At 70.1% G+C, this 19,452-nt stretch carries 19 protein-coding genes; 12 read left to right on the plus strand and 7 right to left on the minus strand.

The annotated features are described in order from the left end of the window. Positions 1-105: 105 nt before the first annotated feature. The 3 genes from A33M_RS08755 to trpS all read left to right on the plus strand — a co-directional run bounded on the left by A33M_RS08755 (position 106) and on the right by trpS (position 2,885). Positions 106-675, plus strand: a complete 570-nt coding sequence (locus A33M_RS08755) for a pyruvoyl-dependent arginine decarboxylase (RefSeq protein WP_008385907.1) — start codon at positions 106-108, stop codon at positions 673-675. Further along, on the plus strand, positions 672-1,574 hold the full coding sequence (gene speB, locus A33M_RS08760) for an agmatinase (RefSeq protein ID WP_008385910.1): 903 nt from the start codon (positions 672-674) through the stop codon (positions 1,572-1,574). The genes A33M_RS08755 and speB overlap by 4 nt, the downstream gene beginning before the upstream one ends. 240 nt (positions 1,575-1,814) lie before the next feature. Beyond that, positions 1,815-2,885 (plus strand): tryptophan--tRNA ligase, encoded by a 1,071-nt coding sequence (gene trpS, locus A33M_RS08765; RefSeq protein WP_008385911.1) that lies wholly within the window; start codon positions 1,815-1,817, stop codon positions 2,883-2,885. A 5-nt stretch (positions 2,886-2,890) separates the two neighbouring features. On the opposite strand, the gene A33M_RS08770 is transcribed toward trpS, so the two are convergent. From A33M_RS08770 to A33M_RS08780, 3 genes are all read right to left on the minus strand, one after another. Next, on the minus strand, positions 2,891-4,588 hold the full coding sequence (locus A33M_RS08770; RefSeq protein ID WP_008385913.1) for a S10 family peptidase: 1,698 nt from the start codon (positions 4,586-4,588) through the stop codon (positions 2,891-2,893). A 132-nt stretch (positions 4,589-4,720) separates the two neighbouring features. Next, positions 4,721-5,260, minus strand: a complete 540-nt coding sequence (locus tag A33M_RS22275) for a hypothetical protein (RefSeq protein ID WP_008385915.1) — start codon at positions 5,258-5,260, stop codon at positions 4,721-4,723. Between the two features lie 325 nt (positions 5,261-5,585). Then, positions 5,586-6,038, minus strand: coding sequence for a DNA polymerase III subunit chi (locus A33M_RS08780; RefSeq protein ID WP_008385917.1), 453 nt, complete (start codon positions 6,036-6,038; stop codon positions 5,586-5,588). 145 nt (positions 6,039-6,183) lie between these two features. On the opposite strand from A33M_RS08780, the gene A33M_RS08785 reads away from it, so the two are divergent. Then, positions 6,184-6,477, plus strand: a complete 294-nt coding sequence (locus tag A33M_RS08785) for a hypothetical protein (RefSeq protein WP_008385919.1) — start codon at positions 6,184-6,186, stop codon at positions 6,475-6,477. Continuing rightward, entirely contained in the window at positions 6,474-6,908 is a 435-nt protein-coding gene (locus tag A33M_RS08790; RefSeq protein ID WP_008385920.1) for a type II toxin-antitoxin system VapC family toxin, read from the plus strand. Before A33M_RS08785 ends, A33M_RS08790 begins: the two co-directional genes overlap by 4 nt. A gap of 3 nt (positions 6,909-6,911) precedes the next feature. Here A33M_RS08790 and A33M_RS08795 read toward each other — a convergent pair whose 3' ends face one another. Next, on the minus strand, positions 6,912-8,408 hold the full coding sequence (locus A33M_RS08795) for a leucyl aminopeptidase (RefSeq protein WP_008385922.1): 1,497 nt from the start codon (positions 8,406-8,408) through the stop codon (positions 6,912-6,914). A 455-nt stretch (positions 8,409-8,863) separates the two neighbouring features. On the opposite strand from A33M_RS08795, the gene lptG reads away from it, so the two are divergent. From lptG to A33M_RS08830, 7 genes are all read left to right on the plus strand, one after another. After that, positions 8,864-9,958, plus strand: coding sequence for an LPS export ABC transporter permease LptG (gene lptG, locus A33M_RS08800; RefSeq protein ID WP_008385925.1), 1,095 nt, complete (start codon positions 8,864-8,866; stop codon positions 9,956-9,958). Then, complete coding sequence (locus tag A33M_RS08805; protein WP_008385927.1) at positions 9,958-12,411, plus strand: LPS-assembly protein LptD; 2,454 nt, start codon at positions 9,958-9,960, stop codon at positions 12,409-12,411. Before lptG ends, A33M_RS08805 begins: the two co-directional genes overlap by 1 nt. Positions 12,412-12,524: 113 nt before the next feature. Next, complete coding sequence (locus A33M_RS08810; protein WP_008385928.1) at positions 12,525-13,511, plus strand: peptidylprolyl isomerase; 987 nt, start codon at positions 12,525-12,527, stop codon at positions 13,509-13,511. Further along, the gene (gene pdxA / locus A33M_RS08815) at positions 13,508-14,554 is read left to right on the plus strand and encodes a 4-hydroxythreonine-4-phosphate dehydrogenase PdxA (RefSeq protein WP_008385930.1); all 1,047 of its coding nucleotides are present in this window, start codon (positions 13,508-13,510) and stop codon (positions 14,552-14,554) included. Before A33M_RS08810 ends, pdxA begins: the two co-directional genes overlap by 4 nt. Continuing rightward, a complete protein-coding gene (gene rsmA, locus A33M_RS08820) occupies positions 14,551-15,441 on the plus strand; it encodes a 16S rRNA (adenine(1518)-N(6)/adenine(1519)-N(6))-dimethyltransferase RsmA (RefSeq protein ID WP_008385931.1) in 891 nt (296 codons plus the stop codon). Before pdxA ends, rsmA begins: the two co-directional genes overlap by 4 nt. A gap of 110 nt (positions 15,442-15,551) precedes the next feature. After that, the gene (locus A33M_RS08825; RefSeq protein ID WP_008385933.1) at positions 15,552-15,908 is read left to right on the plus strand and encodes a hypothetical protein; all 357 of its coding nucleotides are present in this window, start codon (positions 15,552-15,554) and stop codon (positions 15,906-15,908) included. Positions 15,909-15,980: 72 nt separating this feature from the next. Then, positions 15,981-16,346, plus strand: a complete 366-nt coding sequence (locus tag A33M_RS08830; RefSeq protein WP_008385935.1) for a hypothetical protein — start codon at positions 15,981-15,983, stop codon at positions 16,344-16,346. Between the two features lie 41 nt (positions 16,347-16,387). Here the strand turns inward: A33M_RS08830 and gmk are convergent, their stop codons facing one another. From gmk to mltG, 3 genes are all read right to left on the minus strand, one after another. Continuing rightward, entirely contained in the window at positions 16,388-17,026 is a 639-nt protein-coding gene (gene gmk / locus A33M_RS08835) for a guanylate kinase (protein ID WP_443212836.1), read from the minus strand. A gap of 41 nt (positions 17,027-17,067) precedes the next feature. Then, a complete protein-coding gene (locus A33M_RS08840; RefSeq protein WP_040619833.1) occupies positions 17,068-17,955 on the minus strand; it encodes a YicC/YloC family endoribonuclease in 888 nt (295 codons plus the stop codon). Between the two features lie 190 nt (positions 17,956-18,145). Beyond that, on the minus strand, positions 18,146-19,387 hold the full coding sequence (mltG, locus tag A33M_RS08845) for an endolytic transglycosylase MltG (protein WP_008385941.1): 1,242 nt from the start codon (positions 19,385-19,387) through the stop codon (positions 18,146-18,148). Positions 19,388-19,452 lie beyond the last annotated feature (65 nt).

Raw genomic sequence — 19,452 nt, forward strand, 5'->3', positions numbered from 1 at the left:
TCGAGACCGCTCGTCCGAAATTCGTCGTCCGAGAATCGTCATCGTGTTCTCGTACCTCCTGGGCGGGCAACCGTCCGTACCGGCACACCGACCCCAGGAGGCGCCATGTTTCCCGTTCCGACGCAGGTCTTTCTCACCCGCGGGGTGGGCGTGCACAAGCAGCCGCTCACCGCCTTCGAGTACGCGCTGCGCGACGCCGACATCGAGCAGCAGAACCTCGTCACCGTCTCCTCGATCCTGCCGCCGCGCTGCCGGCTGATCACCCGCGAGCAGGGCGTGCCGACGCTCGCGCCCGGCGAGATCACCTTCTGCGTGATGGCGCGGACCGAGACCAACGAGCCGGGCCGCCGGATCGCCGCCTCGATCGGCCTCGCCCGGCCGAAGGACCCTTCCGTCTACGGCTACATCTCCGAGCACCACGGGTTCGGCATGACCGAGACCGAGGCCGGCGACTATGCCGAAGACCTCGCCGCCAGCATGCTGGCCTCGACGCTCGGCATCGAGTTCGACCCCGACGCGGCCTGGAACGAGCGCAAGAAGCTCTACGAGACCACCGACCTGATCGTCGACACGCTGTCCTTCACCGCGGCCGCCACCGGCGCCGACGACGGCCGCTGGACCTGCGCGGTCGCCGCCGCGGTGTTCCGCTTCTCTCCCGTCGAGGCCGGCGAATGAGCGGCCCCGCGACCTTCGCGGTGCCGCCGACCTTTTTGGGCATCACCCGGCACGACCGGGAGGCGGCCTATTGCGTCGCCGGCATCCCGCTCGACATCGGCACCACCAACCGGGCGGGCGCCCGCGACGGCGCCGCGGCGATCCGACGGGCGAGCCGCATGCTGGTCGACGGCGCGCACCCGGTCCACTGGGTGGAGCCGGCGCTGATGCCGGTCGCCGACATCGGCGATTTCTCCATCGCGCTCGGCGACATCGCGAAGAGCCTTGCGCTGATCGAGGAGCAGGCGGCGGCGGTCCCGCATCTCGTCGCGCTCGGCGGCGAGCACGGCATCACCTTGCCGCTCCTGCGGGCGCTGGCGAAGCGCCACGGGCCGCTCGCGCTCGTCCATTTCGATGCGCATGTCGACACCTGGCCGGACAATTTCGGCCAAGCCTACGCGCACGGCTCGGTGTTCTTCCACGCCATCGAGGAGAAGCTGATCCAGCCGCTGAAGACCATCCAGATCGGCATCCGTTCGCCGCTCGGCCGCGACGTCCACGACTGGACGGTCGGTAAGGGCGTCACCATCGTCACCGCCGAGGAGGTGCACGAGACGGTGCCCGCGGCGATCGCCCGCCACGTCCGCGACGTGGTCGGCGACGGGCCGGTCTATCTCTCGCTCGACATCGACGTGCTCGACCCGGCTTTCGCCCCCGGCACCGGCACGCCGGAGGTGGGCGGGCTGGCGAGCTGGCAGGTGCAGGGCATTCTCCGCCGGCTCGGCGGGGTCGGCTTCGTCGGCATGGACGTGGTGGAGGTCTCGCCCGCCTATGATCACGCCGAGATCACCGCGCTCGCCGCCGCCACGTTCGCCTGGGAATATCTCGCGCTGCTCGGCCGTGGCGCAGTGACCGCCTGAAGTCCCGCCACGCGACGTGCCCCTTGCGTCCGCCGCTCGGCGGGCGCATGAGAAACCCATGACGTGCATCGACACCGTTCGCGGGCTGTGGTGGCGCCCCTGCCAACAGGGGAGCCTTTTGCGCGCGTTCTGATCGAGACGTCATCGGAAAAAAGATCGCAAGGGCCGCCCCGGACGGGAGCGGCCTTTTTCACGTCCAGGCTCCCTCCGGGCGACCGCAAGAACCCAGGAGCCGAACCCATGGACGACCTCACGCTCGCCGATCCCGCCCCCGGCGAAACGCCTGCCGCCTGCGACATCGAAACCCGCACCGCCCGCCCGACCGACATCGTGCTGACCGGCGACCGCCCGACCGGCCCGCTGCATCTCGGCCATTTCGTCGGCTCGCTGGCGAGCCGGGTCGCGACGCAGGATATCGTGCGCCGGCAATATGTGCTGATCGCCGACATGCAGGCTCTGACCGACAATGCCGGCGAGCCGGCGAAGGTCGCCGCCAACGTGCTCGAGGTCGCGCTCGACTATCTCGCGGTCGGGCTCGATCCCGCCAAGACCACCTTCGTGCTGCAGTCGGGCGTGCCCGAGCTCACCGAGCTGACGACGCTCTATCTCAATCTCGTCTCGGTCGCCCGGCTCGAGCGCAACCCGACCATCAAGGCCGAGATCGAGATGCGCGGCTTCCAGCGCGACCTTCCCGCCGGCTTCCTCTGCTACCCGGCGGCGCAGGCGGCCGACATCACCGCGTTCGACGCCACGCTGGTTCCGGTCGGCGAGGACCAGCTGCCGATGATCGAGCTGTCGAACGAGGTGGTCGCCAAGGTCAACCGGCTCGCCGGCCGCCCGGTCCTGACGCCCGCCCGTGCGCTCCTGTCCGACACCCCGCGCCTGCCCGGCGTCGACGGGCGCAAGGCCTCGAAAAGCCTCGGCAACGCCATCCCGCTCGGCGCGAGCGCGGACGAGATCTCCGCCAAGGTCAAGGCGATGTTCACCGACCCGAACCATTTGCGGGCGGCCGATCCCGGCACCGTCGAGGGCAATGTGGTGTTCGCCCATCTCGACGCCTTCGACCCCGACCGCGAAGGCTTGGCCGAGCTGAAGGCGCACTACCGCCGCGGCGGGCTCGGCGACATGGCGGTCAAGCGCCGGCTCGACGCCGTTTTGCAGGATCTGCTCGGCCCGATCCGGGCGCGGCGGGCGGCCTATGCGAGCGATCCCGGCGAGGTGATGCGGCTGGTGCGCGAGGGCACCGACGCTGCCCGCACGGTCGCCGTGGCCACCAACCGGCGCGTGCGGGGCGTGTTCGGGCTCGCCTGAAGCCGCTACTTCTTCGGCTTCGCGCCCGCCTCGCCGGTCTTCTCCGCGCCGTTCAGCGCGGCGCGGAAGAAGGCCTCGGCATCGCGCCGGAATTTTTCGCGGGAGCCGTCCTCGGAATAGAACATGTGGCCGCCGCGATAGACCTCGAGGGTCGCCCGCGAAGCCTCGCCATAGACCGGAAGCTGCTGCAGGATCAGCTTGTTGGCGAAATAGGGCGTGACCAGGTCGGCGGCCCCGTGGGCGACCATCAGCCGGGTCTTGGGGTCGCTCGCGAGAAAATCGCGCACCTCGTCGACCACCTCCGGCGCGCTGCGCCCGCCGCCCCAGTTCCACTGGCTGCTCACCGCGTCGTTCAGGAGCGCGTAGGGCCGGTCGATCGTCCAGCCGAGCGTGTCGCGATAGAGCTGCGTCATCGCCGCGGTGATCGGCGCCTTGGTGGCGTCGAGCACCGGATCGAGATAGCGCGACCGCGCCGCCGCGGGGGTCGGGTCGTAGGCGGTGACCGCCGCGTCGTAGGCGCTGCCGATCAGGCCACGCTCGCGAAACAGCTCGCGCTGAAAGGTGCGGTTGTCGACCCGCCCGGCGAGCCGGCGCACCAGCGCCGGATCGAGCCCGGTCAAGGCCGCGACCTTGTCGGACATCCGCGCCACGGCTTCCGCGTCGCGCTCGCCGCGCAACAGGTCGGCGAGATAGTCGCCGGTCGCATAATGCTCGGCCTCGGCGAGCGCCTTCTCGTCGAACGCGTGCCGCGCCTCGAGCGCCGCCGCCGCCATCGAGGGCAGATGCATCACCCATCCCATCGGCGCATGGTCGCGCTTGGCGAGCGTGGTGAAATCGAGCACCGGCGAGATCAGCACCATGCCGCGCACGCCGATCCCCTCCTCGCGGGCGAGCGCGCGGGCGATCATCGGCACGCGAAAGCCGCCATAGCTCTCGCCGACCAGGAATTTGGGCGAGCGCTCGCGGCCGTTCTTCACGATCCATTTGCGCACCGCGACGGCGAGCGCATCGGCGTCGCCCTCGATCGACCAGAACCGCTCGCGCACCTTGTCGCCGCCGACGATCCGGCTGTAGCCGGTGCCGGGCGGATCGACGAAGACGAGGTCGGTGAAATCGAGCCAGCTTTCGCCGTTCGGCACCAGCACCGGGGGCGTGGAGGCGGTGGCGCCGGCGAGCGGCAGCCGCCAGGGACCGACCGCGCCGATGTTCAGATAGGCCGAGGCCGCCCCCGGCCCGCCATTGAAGAGAAAGGTCACCGGGCGGCTCGCCGGGTCGCCCATCGTGTAGGCGACGAAGCCGACCTCCGCGCGCAGGTCGCCGCTCTCGGCATCGAGGAGCGGGATCGAGCCGGCGGTCGCCCGAAACTTCACCGCCCGGCCGCCGATGGTGACCGTTTGGTCGGTCGTGACGTCGGCCGGCAGTTTTTTCGGGTCCGCCGCGGCGTCGTCCTTCTTCTTTGCCGCGTCGTCGTCCGCTGCCTTGGTCGCATCGGCCTTGGTCGTATCGGCTTTGGGCGCATCCCCTTTGGGCGCGGCGGCCGAAACCTCGGCGGCGGTCGAAGGACCGGCGTGCCGCCCGCCGGCGTGCTGGGCAAGACCGGCGGCGGGGAGAAGCACCAGCGCGAGCAGCGCCGCGCCGGCCGTCAGCGCCGGGCGGCACATCGACGGCGACGTCCTGGAGGACGTGTAGGCATCAGGAGGCATCGGAACCTGTCCGGTCTGTTGCGGCGCGGGAAAAAAAGGCGGCCGCCGGGGATGGTCGCGGCGGACAGCGCTGCGCCGGGGTGGCTCACGGGCAGCGACGTCGCGTGCAAAACGTCGCGGGGCGCGCAAAATTCACGAGCGGCGGTGCGATCCGCGGCGTGCCGGCTTGTCGGAGGTGCCGGCATCGGGCAGCCGCTCGATCGAGGTGAGCCGGCCGCTGGTGAAGCGGTAGATGCCGGCCTGCTCGTGGTTGGTGTAGGTCATCACCACGGTCCGGTCGCCACCCGGATTGCGTCCGATCTCGGTCGAGCCCGCCGGTCCGAGGATTTGGACGACCTGGCATTCCGTCATGTCGAGGCCGACGCCGCGCGTCAGCATCAGGCCGTCCGCCGACGGCTCGGGAGCCGGCGCCGGCTCGCCGCCGCCGGAGCAGGCGCCCTGCGGATCGACCAGATCGGCCGGCGTCACCGGCTTGCGGGTGTTGACCTGGCTCTTGGCGAACTCGTCGTTGCGCGGCGGCACGATCGAGCGCCAGGACGGCACCAGGTTCACCTGGGCGGGATCGACCATCATCGAGCCGCCGCAGCCGCCGAGGCCGAGCGCCACCAGGGCGACCGCCACCGATGCCGTCGTGGTGATTCTGGTGCGGTGAAGAATGCGATCGAGCCGCATGAGGGGTCCTTCCCCGGAAATACCCGTGCGGCCGGCCCGCCGGCCGCCGCCTGTTCGTCGCGTCGTCCGCTCCCGGCGCCGCCCGGTGGCCGCGCCGGCCGAGGGTCGCCCCTGCCGGCTGTCGAGCCGCCCGGTCGTCGCAACCCGTCGCCCCCGCGGCGATCCGCCGGACGGCGGAGAATGCCGCACCGCAGGCGCGGTACCACGCCGTGGGCGACGCCCCATCCCCGGCGAGGCCGGCGCCTGATCACCACCTTTTTACGTCACCAAGATGGCGGCGTCGACCGGGCCCGGCGGCGCTGCCCACAGGCTGCGCCGGCCGCTCTCAGCCGCGTTTCTGCCAGCGCCCCCTTTCGTCGCACTGCCAGTATGTTACCGCAAATCCCTCGGCCTTTTTCTCACGCCACAGGACGCGCGCGTCGGCGACCGCCTCCTCGTCCTCGCCGTCGAACATCACGACGATCCGCGCATAGCTCGCGGCGTCCGGCGGCGCCGGCGCCCGGTCGATCAGGAAGCGCACCGAGGCGCCGTTGGGGTTCCCCTCGTCGACCGTCAGCACGATCGGATGCTTGTCGGCGAGCCCGTCGCGGGCGGTGCCGTGCGGCAGGAAGCCGTCCTCGCGAAAAGTCCACAGATGCGCGTCGAGCGCCTCGACCCGCTCCTCGGAGGCGGTCTGCACCACCACCCGCCAGCCGCGCTCGAGCGACTTTTCCAGAAGCGTCGGCAGCACCCGCTCGAGCGGCTGCCGCTGCAGATGGTAAAAGAGAAGCTCCGTCATCACTCACATCCACGGACCCGAGGTCCGGCCGCCGGAGCCGGACGATAGCCGGACGTCGCAGCGCGCGCGAGAGGGACCTGTGGTTGTGGCAGGACACGTCGACGGTTATGTTTCGGGGATGGAGAAAAAGCGCGAGGCAGCCGCGATGTCGTCCCATGGCGAGCCGACGAGCCGCGACCGCCAGTCGCTCGAGGGCTTCGTGCGGTTGGAGCTACAGGTCCGGCCGGACGACGCACCGCTGCTGCGCGACCTCGCCCGTGCGCTCGCCGATCCCGCCCGCGCGACCGACACACGCCACTTTCTGCATCGGCAACTCGGCACCGCGACGACGGGCGACACGCTGAAGGCGCTGCTCGCCGCCGCCCCGGCCGATCTAGACCTCGACCGGGACCGCGGTCTCGACCGTGGTCTCGATCTCGGCCGCGACGTCGTGCTGTGAGCTACCTGATCGACACCAACATCGTCTCGGAGATCCGCAAGGGCGAGCGCTGCGATCCACGCGTCGCCGCGTGGTGGGCAGGCATCGACGGCACCGACCTCCATCTCAGTGTTTTGGTGCTGGGCGAGATCCGCAAGGGAATCGAGCGGGCGCGCCGAACCGATCCGATCCGGGCGGAGGTGTTCGAGCGGTGGCTCGCCGCGGTCGAGGAGCACTTTGCCGGCCGCATTCTGCCGATCGACCGACGAGTCGCCGACGAATGGGGACGGATGATCGCCATCCGCCCCGTCCCGACCGTCGACGCCCTTTTGGCGGCGAGCGCAAAAGTGCACGGGATGACGCTCGTCACCCGCAACCTCCGCGACGTCGCAGACCTCGGGGCGAGCGTGCTCGACCCGTTCGATCTCCCGACGCCGCCGGAGAGCGGTTGACGCTCACCCTTCGTAACAATCGGCCACCAACCGGTCGAGCAGCCGCACGCCCCAGCCAGAGCTCCAGCTCTTGTTGAGGTCGGTCTGCGGCGAGCCGAGCGCGGTGCCGGCGATGTCGAGGTGAGCCCACACGGCATCGCCCACGTGGCGCTTGAGGAACTGCGCCGCGGTGATCGCGCCGCCGTGCCGGCCGCCGGAGTTCTTCATGTCGGCGAACTTCGAGTCGATCAGCTTGTCGTAGGCCGGGCCGAGCGGCATCCGCCACACTTTTTCCGCGGTCGCCTCGCCGGCCTTCACGAGATTGGCGGCCAGCGTGTCGTCGTTGGTGAACAGGCCGGCATGCTCCTGGCCGAGCGCCACCATGATGGCACCGGTCAGCGTCGCGAGGTCGATCACCGCCTTCGGCTTGAACTTGGTGATGGTATGGTGGAGCACGTCGCCGAGCACCAGCCGCCCCTCGGCGTCGGTGTTGACGATCTCGACCGTCTGCCCGGACATGGTGGTGACGATGTCGCCCGGCCGCTGGGCGTTGCCGTCCGGCATGTTCTCGACGAGCCCGATCACGCCGACGGCGTTGACCTTGGCCTTGCGGGCGGCGAGCGCATGCAGCAGCCCGGTGACGCAGGCGGCGCCCGCCATGTCGCCCTTCATGTCCTCCATGCCCTGCGACGGCTTGATCGAGATGCCGCCCGAATCGAAGCACACCCCCTTGCCGACGAAGGCGATCGGCGCCTCGCTCTTCTTGCCGCCGTTCCAGCGCATGACGACCACCCGGCTCTCGTGGGCGGACCCCTGCCCGACCGCCAGCAGCGCGGTCATCCCGAGCCGCTTCAGCGCCCGCTCGTCGAGCACCTCGACATTCACCCCGAGATCCCGCAGCGCCGCCGCCCGCTTGGCGAAGGCCTCGGGAAACAGCACGTTCGGCGGCTCGTTGACGAGATCGCGGGCGAGCACCACGCCGTCCGCCACCGCCTCGCGGGCAACCGCCGCGCGGCGCGCCGCCGCCGGGTCGTCCACCGCCACCGTGAGGGCGAGCGCCTTCGGGGCCTCCTCGCCCTCCTTGCGCTTGGTCTTGTAGCGGTCGAAGGCATAGGCGCGCAGCCGCGCCCCGAGCACGAGGTCGGCTGCCGCCTCCGGCGTCATCGGGCCGGCCGGCAGCTCGGCGAGCATGGTCACCTCGCCGCCCGCCGCGGCGAGCTTGCCGAGCGCGACGCCGCCGAGCCGCACCGAATCGTTCGGCGACGTCTCCTTCGGCGTGCCGGTTCCCACCACCCGCAGCCGGTCGACCTCGAGATCGGCCGGGGCCACCAGGTCGAGCACGCTGCCGAGCTTGCCCTTGAAGCGCTCCGCCGCGGCGGCGCGGGTCACCTGGGCGGCGGCCTTGCCGAGAATCTTGCGCGTCCGGGTCCCGAATCGCAGCCCGTCGTCGCAGAACACGACCAGAACGCCCTTCCTCGGCGGCGCGACCGTCGCGAACTTCGCCCGGAAACTCTCAGCCATACTCGAATGTCCTCTCGTGTTGCGCGCGAACCTTTGCGCAAAGGTGGCGCCGATCGTGCGCGATTCTGTGGCCCCGTGGTCACGCCGGCCGTAATTCCCGTGCGGGCGTAGTGACCGAAGGCCCAATCCTTGGCATAGCATCGGAGGGTGCGCCGGTCATACTCCGTTAACCAGACCGACGCGCCGCGAGGCGGGAGTACCGCGGATGGCCTTTTTGTGGACAGATCGGCCCGCCAAGTTGTCGTATCTTGGGGACGATGCCCCCGGAGTCGCCGGCATGGCGACCGGACGGGGGCGGGACGGACGGCTCGGGGGAGCCGGGGGACCAGGGGGAATGGCGGACTCGACCGGCGACGCCGGTTCCATCATGGTGTTCGGAGATCGGACCGGCGGGGCCATCGCCTCCGCGCCGGCCGGTGTGGCGTGGCCCAGGCCGCGGACCTGAGAGTGCAGGGATGATCGGGGGACGACTCGCACGCTATTTCGGTCGGCGCTTTCTGAGCGCCTCCTTGACCGTGTTCGTCGGCGTGTTCGGGCTCGTCGTCCTGGTCGACTATATCGAGCTGATGCGCCGCTCGGCCGGCGAGGCGAACGCCACCGCCCTGCTCGCCGCCGGCATCTCGCTCACCCGCGTGCCGCAGATCATGGAGCGCATCCTGCCGTTCGCCGTGCTGGTGGGCGCGATGATGTGCTACCTCAATCTGTCCCGCCGCCTCGAGCTGGTGGTCGCCCGCTCCGCCGGCATGTCGGCTTGGCAGTTCGTGACGCCGGCGGTGGTGGTCGCGCTCGGCATCGGCGCCTTCGCCACCATGGTCTACAACCCGGTCGCCGCGGCGCTGCAGGAGCAGTCCAAGCGGCTCGAGGATCAGGCCTTCAACAACGCCCAGCAATCGAGCCTGCAGGCCACCGGCACCGGCTTCTGGGTGCGCCAGAAGAGCGTCGACGGCCAGTCGATCGTCAATGCCGCGACCAGCGCCGACCAGGGCGTGCGGCTCGGCGGCGTCACCGTCTTCATGTACGATCACACCGGCCGCTTCGTGGAGCGGGTGGAGGCCAAGGCCGCCGTGCTCGAGGAAGGCCACTGGCGCCTGATCGAGGCCCGCCGCTACCCGGTCGACGCACCCCCGCAGGTGCTGCCGACCTACCAGATCCAGACCAACCTGACGCTCGCCCAGGTGCGCGAAACCTTTGCGACGCCGGAGACCGTGTCGTTCTGGGATCTGCCGTTCTTCATCGAGATGGCCGAGCATGCGGGGCTCGCCGCCGCCGGTTACCGGCTGCAGTATCAGAAGCTGATCTCGCGGCCGGCCCTGCTCGCCGCCATGGTGCTGGTCGCCGCCGCCTTCTCGCTGCGCTTCTTCCGCTTCGGCGGGGTGCAGAAGATGGTGCTCGCCGGCGTGCTCGCCGGATTTTCGCTCTACGTGCTCTCGAAGGTCACGGAAGATCTCAGCAAGGCCGAGCTTCTGAACCCGGTGGTCGCCGCCTGGCTGCCGGTGACGATCGGCGTGCTCACCGGTCTCGTGCCGCTGCTCTACCAGGAGGACGGCTGATGCCGGTGCGTCGGATCACGTCCTCGCGTGGCGGGGTGCTGAAACGTCTGTCGACGGCGCTCGCCGTGACCACCATGCTGGGCGGCGCACTGGCGCTCGGCCTCGGCGTGCGCCCGGCGGACGCCCAGACGCTCGACTTCCGCTCGCAGATCCGCCCGACCCCGCCCGCCCGGACGGCGCCGACCGGCGATCCGCAGATGCTCGTCCAGGCCTCCGAGATCCAGTACGACTACAACAACGAGCGGGTGATCGCCTCCGGCAGCGTGCAGATCTACTACAAGGGCTCGACGATCGAGGCCGACAAGGTCGTCTACGACCAGAAGACCAAGCACCTGCAGGCCGAGGGCAATGTCCGCCTGACCGAGCCGGACGGCCGCATCACCTACGGCGATCTGATCGACCTGACGGACGATTACCGTGACGGCTTCATCGATTCCCTGAGGATCGAGACGCCCGACCAAACGCGCTTCGCAGCGGCCCGCGGCAAGCGCACCGGCGGCAACTACACGGTGTTCGAGAGCGGCGTCTACACCGCCTGCGAGGCCTGCAAGGAGCACCCCGAGAAGCCGCCGCTGTGGCAGGTGAAGGCCGCCCGCATCATCCACGACCAGACCGAGAAGATGGTCTATTTCGAGGATGCGCGGATCGAGTTCTTCGGCGTGCCGCTCGCCTACATGCCCTATTTCGCCGCGCCCGATCCGTCGGTGAAGCGCAAGAGCGGCTTCCTGATGCCGCTCGCCACCACCAGCTCGGTCTACGGCTACGGCATCGAGACGCCCTACTACTTCGCCCTCGCCCCGAACTACGACCTCACCGTCGCGCCGCGGGTGATGACCAAGCAGGGCCTGTTGATGCAGGGCGAGTGGCGCCACCGCCTGGAGGACGGCTACTACACCATCCGCGCGTCCGGCATCCCGCAGGCCGACAAGGACTATTTCATCGACGACCGGGGCACCCCGAACGCCGGCTATCGCGACTTCCGCGGCAGCGTCGAGGCGACCGGACGGTTCAACCTGTCGCCGAAATGGACCTGGGGCTTCGACGGCGTGCTCGTCTCCGACGAGAAGTACTTCAGCGACTACAAGGTCCGCTCGCTGCAGAGCACCACCGGCAACGAGTATTTCAGCAACCTCACCGAGGGCGTCTCGCAGCTGTTCCTCTCCGGGCGCGGCGACCGCAGCTTCTTCGACATCCGGGCGATCCACTTCTACGGCTACTCGACCTCCGACGTGCAGGCCACCCTGCCGGTGGTCCATCCGGTGATGGACTACAGCGCGGTGGTCGACCAGCCGGTGTTCGGCGGCGAGCTGAGCTACAAGGCGAACCTCACCAGCCTGTCGCGCGAGACCGCAGAATTCGACGCGATCAACAGCATCGGCTGCGCCTCGCTGACCGCCGACACCGCCAAGAACTGCATTCTGCGCGGCGTGCCCGGCACCTATTCGCGCTTCTCGGCGCAGGTCGACTGGCGCTCCCGCTACGTCGATTCGTTCGGCCAGGTGTTCATCCCGTTCGCTTCGGTGCGAGCGGACGCCAAGCGGATCAATATCGACGACGACACCGGCGTCCAGAACTTCATCCAGACGGGCGAGTCGAACGACGTCCAGGTGATGCCGACGATCGGCCTGGAATACCGCTTTCCGCTGATCTCGGTGCATTCCTGGGGCACCCAGACGCTGGAGCCGATCGCCCAGGTGATCGCCCGGCCGAACGAGACCCATATCGGCGCGATGCCGAACGAGGACGCGCAGAGCCTGGTGTTCGACGATTCGAACCTGTTCCGGGTCGACAAGTTCTCCGGCTGGGACCGCGTGGAAGGCGGCGGACGCGCAAACGTCGGCGTGCAGTACACCGCCCAGGTGAACGGGGCCGGCTCGGTCAACATGCTGTTCGGCCAGTCCTATCACCTGTTCGGCACGAACTCCTTCGCGGTCGGCGACCTGACCAATACCGGCCTCGACAGCGGCCTCGACAAGGACACGTCGGACTATGTCGCCCGCTTCGCCTACGCGCCGAACCGCATCTACAGCCTGATCACCCGCTACCGCTTCGACGAGGACGACTTCACGCTGCAGCGCCTCGAGGTGGAGGGCCGCGCGGCGTTCGACCGCTGGAACGTGTCGGTGCTGTACGGCGACTACGCGGCGCAGCCGGAGCTCGGCTTCCTCGATCGCCGCCAGGGCATTCTCGGCTCGGGCTCGGTCAAGGTCGCGCAGAACTGGGTGTTCAACGGCGCCGCCCGCTACGACATCATCAACGACAAGATCAGCCAGACCCGCGTCGGGCTGGGCTATATCGACGACTGCTTCCTGATCGGGCTGAACTACATCACCGACTACGACTACACCGGCAGCGACACGACCAACCACACGGTGATGCTGCAGGTGGGGCTGCGGACGCTGGGCAGCACGTCGGGCGGGGGCAGCGGCCTCTCGGCCGACGGGAGTCAATAATTCGCCCCTTTCGGCGGCTAGGGCTGCCGACCCGTGGGCGGATCGCACTGCCCGGCCGCGCCCGGACGGCGAACGGGACGGTGACGAGGGGATTCTCGACAAACGAAGGTGTCATGGTTCTTCGCGCACGAACGACGACGAGCGCACGGGCGACGATCGGTGCACGGCTGGCGACCACGCTGGGTGCGGCGGCAATCGCTCTCGGATGTCTGATCGCCGGGCCGTCGGTGCGGCCGGCGGCGGCGCAGAACGTGGTGGTGATGGTGAACGGCACGCCGATCACCAGCTACGACATCGAGCAGCGCGCCCGCCTGCAGCAGCTCGTCTCGCACAAGTCGGCCGACCGCAACACGATCCTCGAGGAGCTGATCGACGAGCACCTGAAGATCCAGGCGGGCAGCCGCTACAAGGTCGGGATCGACGACGGCGACGTGAACTCGTCCTATCGCGACATGGCGAGCCGCATGAACCTGTCGCCCGACCAGCTCACCGCGACGCTCGGCCGCGGCGGGGTGTCCGACCGCACGCTCAAGTCGAAGATCCGCGCCGACCTCGTCTGGCAGCAGATCGTGCGGGGAAAATTCCAATCGTCGTTCCAGTTCCGCGACAAGGACATCATCGCCGCCGCCGAATCGAAGCGGAAGGACGACCAGCCGATCGCCGCCAAGATCTCCGGCTACGAATACGTGCTGCGGCCGATCCTGTTCGTCGTCCCGCAAGGGGCGAGCGCGTCGGTGGTCGAGGCCAAGCGCCGCCAGGCCGAGGCGCTGCGCGCCCGCTTCGAGGACTGCGAGCGCGGCCTGCCGCTCGCCCGCCAGCTCCGCAACGTCGCGGTGCGCAGCCAGATTCTCAAGAACTCCACCGAGCTGCCCGACCCGCTTCGCGACATGCTCGACCGCACCGGGGTCGGCAAGCTCACCGGCCCGGAGACCACCCCGAACGGCATCCAGATGTTCGCGGTGTGCGCCCGCCACGAGGTCAAGCTCGACGACCCGGCGCTGAAGAAGGTGCGCCAGGAGATGTTCGTCGAGACCTTCGAGGAGCGCTCGAAGCAGTTCCTCAAGGAGCTTCGCAGCCAGGCGATGATCGAGCGGAAATGACCGACCGCCCCGCCCCGCTCGCGCTCACGCTGGGCGAGCCGGCGGGCATCGGACCGGACGTCGCGCTCGCCGCGTGGCTGAACCGCGGGGCCGCGACCCCGCCCTTCCTGCTGCTCGGCGACCCGATCTTTCTCCAGCGTCGCGCGAAAACGCTCGGGCTCGACGTGCCGATCGCGGTGGTAGCGCCGAGCGAGGCGTCGTCCGCCTTCTCCCGCTTCCTGCCGGTGGTCGATCTCGGCCTGCCGGTGACAACCGCCCCCGGCCGGCCCGACGCGTCGAGCGCGCCGGCGGCGATCGCGGCGATCGACCGGGCGGTAGCGCTGACGATGGCGGGCGAGGCTGCGGCCGTCGTCACCTGCCCGATCGCCAAGCACGTGCTCACCGCCGCCGGCTTTCCCGATCCCGGCCACACCGAGTATCTCGCGAGGCTCGCGGCGCGCCGCACCGGAAAACCGGCGACGCCGGTGATGATGCTGTGGTCGCCCGAGCTCGCGGTGGTGCCGGTGACGATCCACATCGCGATCGCCGCGGTGCCGGCCGCTCTCACCACGGACCTGATCGTCGAGACGGGGCGGCTTCTCGACCGCGATCTGCGCCGACGATTCGGCCTCGCAAAGCCGCGCATCGCGGTGGCCGGGCTCGATCCGCATGCCGGCGAGAGCGGCACCATCGGCACCGCCGACCGCGACGTGGTGACGCCGGCGGTCACCGCGCTGGTGACGGAGGGCATCGTCGCCCGCGGGCCGCTGCCGGCCGACACCCTGTTTCACGACGCAGCGCGCAAGACCTACGACGCGGCGCTGTGCATGTATCACGACCAGGCGCTGATCCCGATCAAGATGATCGCCTTCGACCATGCGGTGAACGTCACGCTCGGGCTGCCGTTCGTGCGCACCTCGCCCGACCACGGCACCGCCTTCGAGCTCGCCGGCACCGGGCGGGCCGACCCGTCGAGCCTGATCGCCGCGCTCGGCCTCGCCGGCCGGCTCGCCGCGGCCGACGCCGCCGCCAAGGGCGCCGGATCCGCCGGGACGGCCGGATGAGCGCGCTCGACGAGCTGCCGCCCTTGCGCGACGTGATCCGCCGGCACGAGCTGTCGGCGCGAAAGTCGCTCGGCCAGAATTTCCTGCTCGACCTCAATCTCACCGGAAAGATCGCCCGCGCGGCCGGGCCGCTCGACGGCGTCACGGTGGTGGAGGTCGGTCCGGGTCCGGGCGGGCTGACGCGGGCGCTGCTCGCGGAAGGCGCGCGGGTGATCGCGGTCGAGCGCGACGCACGGGCGCTCGATGCGCTGGCGGAGATTTCCGAACGGGTGCCGGGAAGACTCGAGGTGGTGGCGGGCGACGCGCTGGCGCTCGACCTGTCCGCGCTGGCCGCCCGGGCGGGTGGCGGCGGGCCGGTGCGAGTGGTCGCCAACCTGCCCTACAACATCGCGACGCCGCTCCTGATCGGCTGGCTGTCGGCGGAGCCGTGGCCGCCCTGGTACGACGCGCTGGTGCTGATGTTCCAGCGCGAGGTCGCCGAGCGGATCGTCGCGACGCCCGGCAACAAGGTCTATGGCCGCCTCGCGGTGCTGTCGCAGTGGCGCAGCGAGCCGAAGATCCTGTTCGACATCGCGCCGTCGGCCTTCGTGCCGCCGCCCAAGGTCACCTCCTCGGTGGTCCGGCTGGTGCCTCGTGCAAAACCCCTGCCCTGCCCGCAGCCGGCGCTCGAGCGGGTGACGGCGGCCGCCTTCGGCCAGCGGCGAAAGATGCTGCGGCAGAGCCTCAAGATGCTGGTGGCCGATCCGACGCCGCTGTTCGAGGCGACCGGCATCGCGCCGACCGCGCGGGCGGAGGAGATTTCGGTCGCCGGCTTCGTCGCGCTCGCCAATGCGTTGGCCGATGCCGTGCGTGGAAAGCCGGTTCCGGCCGCGCTCCCGCAGCCCTGATTTCTCCCCGATCGGGCCTTCGAATTTCCCCGTCTCCTCCCTGAAAAACCACCGGACCCGGATTTAAACGGGTGTTTGAAAGAAAGAGGTCGGCGATCGGGGGAGACGCCATGACCCGTTCCGGGATCGACACGTTCGCGGCCGTCCGCACGAGCACGGAGGGCGGCCGGCGAAGACCCACCAGCGGCGCCGTCGCGCGGGCGAAAATCCTGCCGCAGCCACGCGGGCTCGCCGGGCCGGTGCCGGCGCTGCCGACAGGGGCGGCGACGGAAGCGGCGGCCGAAGCCGCGGCGCGCACCGTCGCCGGCTGCACCTGCCTCGGCCGGCGGCTCGCCGCCCAACTGAGAGCGCTGGTCGACAAGCTGACCGATCCGTACCGGCCGGAGCTGCACTATATGCGCGGGCCCGGCCCGAAATGGCGGGCCAAGCACGGCATTCCGGAGCCCGGATCCGTGCCGCTCGATTGATCCGCGTCAATGGCCCGTCGCGTGCCACGTGCAGCATGGCGGGCGGGCCATTTTTCGTGAGCGGATCAATCCATGTCTTTTCCGAAAGCGCTTCGCGGACCGGCGGTCGCCATTCTTGTCCTCGCCGGCAGCGGCGGACCGGGATTCTCCGCCGACAGCGGCTGGTGGCTGGTGCTCGGCTCGATCGCCACGCCCGACCACCGCTTCACCGACGACACGCTCGCCGCGGCGCGCGGAATCGAGCGTGACGCACGCCGCTGCGGCGTCACCGCCTTCTGGGATTTTTCCAGCAAGTTTTCCGGTTTTGCCCGCGGCTACACGGTCGTCGTGGCGGAGCAGCCGTTCGGCTCCCGGTCGCGCGCCGAGCGCGCCCTCGCGAGGGCGCGGGCGTGCGTTCCGGACGCCTATCTGAAGCGGGGTCGCTACGCCGGCGAGTGACCGCGGCCGGCCGCGCGGGTGTCGCTAAGGCGCGAGCGCCGTCACGGTGCGAGCGCCTTCAGCTCGTCGAGCAGCGAGCCGACGAAACCGTCCATGTCGGTGCCGTGCACCCGCTTGAGCCGCTCGGCGGTGAGGATCGAGCGCAGGCGGAGAAAGCTCTTGTCGAGGTCGCGGTTCACCAGCACGTAGTCGTATTCCGACCAGTGGGCGATTTCTTCCGCCGCGTTGCGCAGCCGCTTGACGATGATCTCTTCGGAATCTTCGGCGCGCCGCTCGAGCCGGGCCTTCAGCTCGGCCGCCGACGGCGGCAGCACGAACACGCTGACCACGTCCTTGCGCATCGTCTCGAACAGCTGGCGGGTGCCCTGCCAGTCGATGTCGAACAAGACGTCGCGACCCTCCGAGAGCGCCGTCTCGACCGCCTCGCGCGGCGTGCCGTAGCAGTTGCCGTGCACTTCCGCCCATTCGAGCAGCTGGCCGGAATCGCGCATGATCTCGAACTGGCGCATCGAGATGAAATGGTAATGCACCCCCTCGATCTCGCTCGCCCGGCGCGCCCGCGTCGTCACCGACACCGACAAAGTGATGCGCTCCTCGGTCTCGATCAGGTTGCGGGTCAGCGTCGTCTTGCCGGCGCCAGAGGGCGACGACACCACCAGCATGATGCCGCGGCGTCCGATCGCCCGGTCGTCCGCAGGCTCGATCCGCCCCGCCATCCCCTTCACTCCAAGTTCTGCACCTGCTCGCGGAACTGCTCCACCACGCTCTTCAGCTCGAGGCCGACGCCGGTCAGCTCCAGATCGTTCGACTTGGCGCACAGCGTGTTGGCCTCGCGGTTGAGCTCCTGCGAGAGAAAATCGAGCCGGCGGCCGACCGGGCCGCCCTTGGCGATCAGCGATTTCGCCTGCGCGACATGGGCGACGAGGCGGTCCAGCTCCTCGCGCACGTCGGCCTTGGCGGCCATCAGGATCGCCTCCTGGTGAAGGCGGTCGGGGTCGAACCGCTCGGCGGTCTCGAGCAGCGCCGCCACCTGGTCGGCGAGCTTTTGGCGGATCGCCGCGGGCTTGCGGCCCGGCGCCGCCTCGGCGCGCGCGACCAGCGCCGCGATCTCGTCGAGCCGCTGCCCGAGCAGTTTTCCGAGCGCCTCGCCCTCGTGGCGGCGCATCGCCTGCAGTCCGGCCAGCGCGGCGGCGAAGCTGTCGACCAACGCCGCCTCGGCGGCGCTCCGCTCCTCCTCGCTCTCGTCGGCCTCGACGACCTCGACCACGCCCTTGAGGCCGAGAATGCCGTCGAGCCGCGGCGGCTCGGCCGACACCCGGCCGGCGAGGTTTTCGAGCGTCGCCAGCACCGCCGACAGTACCGCCTCGTTGACCCGCACCACCGGCTGGGTGCCCGAGCGGTCGACCGTGAGATTGCAGTAGACGGTGCCGCGGGCGAGCCCTTCGGCCGCCTTCGCCCGCACCGGCGCCTCGACCGCGTCCCAGCCGGGCGGCAGCCGCAGGCGGACGTCCAACCCCTTGGCGTTGACCGACTTGATCTCCCACGCGAACGCGTACGGCCCGCTGGTGCCGTGGCTGCGGGCGAAACCGGTCATGCTGCAAAGGGCCATCGTGCGCTCGCTGGCTCGGGTCTGGCGACCCGCCGAAGGACGGACGGCCCGATGCCGCCCACCCCCGCCACATAGAAGACGCACCGAGTCCCGGCAAGTCACCGGAACGCCGGCCGGCGGTGCACCGGTCGCGGATCGGCCGGCAGGGTTTTTCGCCGGACGGTGAGCCCGGCGGTGCCGCGGGACGGGATCAGCGGGCGCGGGTGGATCCGTTGCCGCGGTCGGAGCGGCGGGCGGGCGTGGTCGAGGCGGTGTCCTCGGCGTCGTCGGCCGCAGGCGTCGCCCCCGGGCTCGCTTGGGCGCCGTCGCGCTGCGACTGCTCGAGCGCCCGCAGCTTCGCGACGTTCCGCTGGTGCTGGGAGAAGTTTTCCGCGAAGGCGTGGCCGCCCGAGCCGTCGGCGACGAAATAGAGCTCGCGCGTGCGGGCCGGGTTGGCGGCGGCTTCGAGCGCGGCGCGGCCGGGATTGGCGATCGGCCCCGGCGGCAGCCCGTCGATCACATAGGTGTTGTAGGGCGTCGGCTGCTCGATCTCGCTCTTCATGATCGGCCGGCCGAGCGTGCCCTTGCCGCCCACCAGGCCGTAGATGATGGTCGGGTCGGACTGCAGCCGCATGCGCTGCTTGAGCCGGTTGACGAACACCGCGGCGATCCGGGTGCGCTCCTCCGGGATGCCGGTCTCCTTCTCGATGATCGAGGCGAGCACGACGAGCTGGTCGGGCGTGCGCAGCGGCAGGTCCGCCACGCGGCGCTCCCACACGTCCTGCAGCACGGAGCGCTGCGCCTGCTGCATCCGCTTGATCACCTGGTCGCGCGAGGTGCCGCGCACCACCTTGTAGGTCTCCGGCAGCAGCGACCCTTCGCGGGGAATCTCGCGGATGTTGCCGGCGAGAAAATCGGTCTCGAGCAGCTTGGCGACGATCTGCTCGGAGGTGAGGCCCTCGGCGAGGGTGAGCGAGTGCTGGACGACCTTGCCGTCCTTCAGCGTGCCGATCACGTCCTCGAGCGTCGCCTGCTTCTGGAACATGTACTCGCCGGATTTCAGGTCGTCGCGCGCCTTCTGGACCAGCACCGCGCCGACGAAGGTCAGCGGCTGGTCGATCACGCCCTCCGAGACCAGCAGGTCCGCGATGTCCCGGAGGCCGAGGCCGCGCGGCACCAGCACCACCTTGTCCTCGGCCAGCGGTCCCGGCGTGGTCAGCCGGCTGTTGCCGACCCACAGCACGCCGCCGATCACGATCGTGACCAGCACGAGCAGCGTGAAGATCGCATTGCCGACCACCACCACCGGGTGGCGGGCCTTGTCGGAGCGGCGGCGCACCGGCGGCGGCACCCGCTCGGGCTCCAGCGCGGTGCGCGGGCTTCTCGGGGCGATGCGGCGCGGCTCCGGCGGTGGCGGGGCTCCGGCGCCCGTGTCGTTGTCGTTGTTCGTCATGGCGTCGTCCGCTCCGGACCGGCCGCCGCACGGGAATGCGGCGATCGGGGTTCGCGTTGGTCGTC

Origin of the sequence: Rhodovulum sp. PH10 (genome assembly GCF_000293785.1) — a bacterium.
Taxonomy (GTDB): domain Bacteria; phylum Pseudomonadota; class Alphaproteobacteria; order Rhizobiales; family Xanthobacteraceae; genus Rhodoplanes.

Coding starts and splice junctions, on each gene's coding strand:
- mltG (WP_008385941.1), bottom strand. CDS start 19,387: ATGACGAACAACGACAACGACACGGGCGCCGGAGCCCCGCCACCGCCG.
- A33M_RS22275 (WP_008385915.1), bottom strand. CDS start 5,260: ATGCGGCTCGATCGCATTCTTCACCGCACCAGAATCACCACGACGGCA.
- A33M_RS08755 (WP_008385907.1), top strand. CDS start 106: ATGTTTCCCGTTCCGACGCAGGTCTTTCTCACCCGCGGGGTGGGCGTG.
- A33M_RS08795 (WP_008385922.1), bottom strand. CDS start 8,408: ATGGCTGAGAGTTTCCGGGCGAAGTTCGCGACGGTCGCGCCGCCGAGG.
- rsmA (WP_008385931.1), top strand. CDS start 14,551: ATGAGCGCGCTCGACGAGCTGCCGCCCTTGCGCGACGTGATCCGCCGG.
- A33M_RS08830 (WP_008385935.1), top strand. CDS start 15,981: ATGTCTTTTCCGAAAGCGCTTCGCGGACCGGCGGTCGCCATTCTTGTC.
- A33M_RS08770 (WP_008385913.1), bottom strand. CDS start 4,588: ATGCCTCCTGATGCCTACACGTCCTCCAGGACGTCGCCGTCGATGTGC.
- speB (WP_008385910.1), top strand. CDS start 672: ATGAGCGGCCCCGCGACCTTCGCGGTGCCGCCGACCTTTTTGGGCATC.
- A33M_RS08780 (WP_008385917.1), bottom strand. CDS start 6,038: ATGACGGAGCTTCTCTTTTACCATCTGCAGCGGCAGCCGCTCGAGCGG.
- A33M_RS08825 (WP_008385933.1), top strand. CDS start 15,552: ATGACCCGTTCCGGGATCGACACGTTCGCGGCCGTCCGCACGAGCACG.
- A33M_RS08805 (WP_008385927.1), top strand. CDS start 9,958: ATGCCGGTGCGTCGGATCACGTCCTCGCGTGGCGGGGTGCTGAAACGT.
- lptG (WP_008385925.1), top strand. CDS start 8,864: ATGATCGGGGGACGACTCGCACGCTATTTCGGTCGGCGCTTTCTGAGC.
- pdxA (WP_008385930.1), top strand. CDS start 13,508: ATGACCGACCGCCCCGCCCCGCTCGCGCTCACGCTGGGCGAGCCGGCG.
- A33M_RS08785 (WP_008385919.1), top strand. CDS start 6,184: ATGTCGTCCCATGGCGAGCCGACGAGCCGCGACCGCCAGTCGCTCGAG.
- trpS (WP_008385911.1), top strand. CDS start 1,815: ATGGACGACCTCACGCTCGCCGATCCCGCCCCCGGCGAAACGCCTGCC.
- A33M_RS08840 (WP_040619833.1), bottom strand. CDS start 17,955: ATGGCCCTTTGCAGCATGACCGGTTTCGCCCGCAGCCACGGCACCAGC.
- A33M_RS08810 (WP_008385928.1), top strand. CDS start 12,525: ATGGTTCTTCGCGCACGAACGACGACGAGCGCACGGGCGACGATCGGT.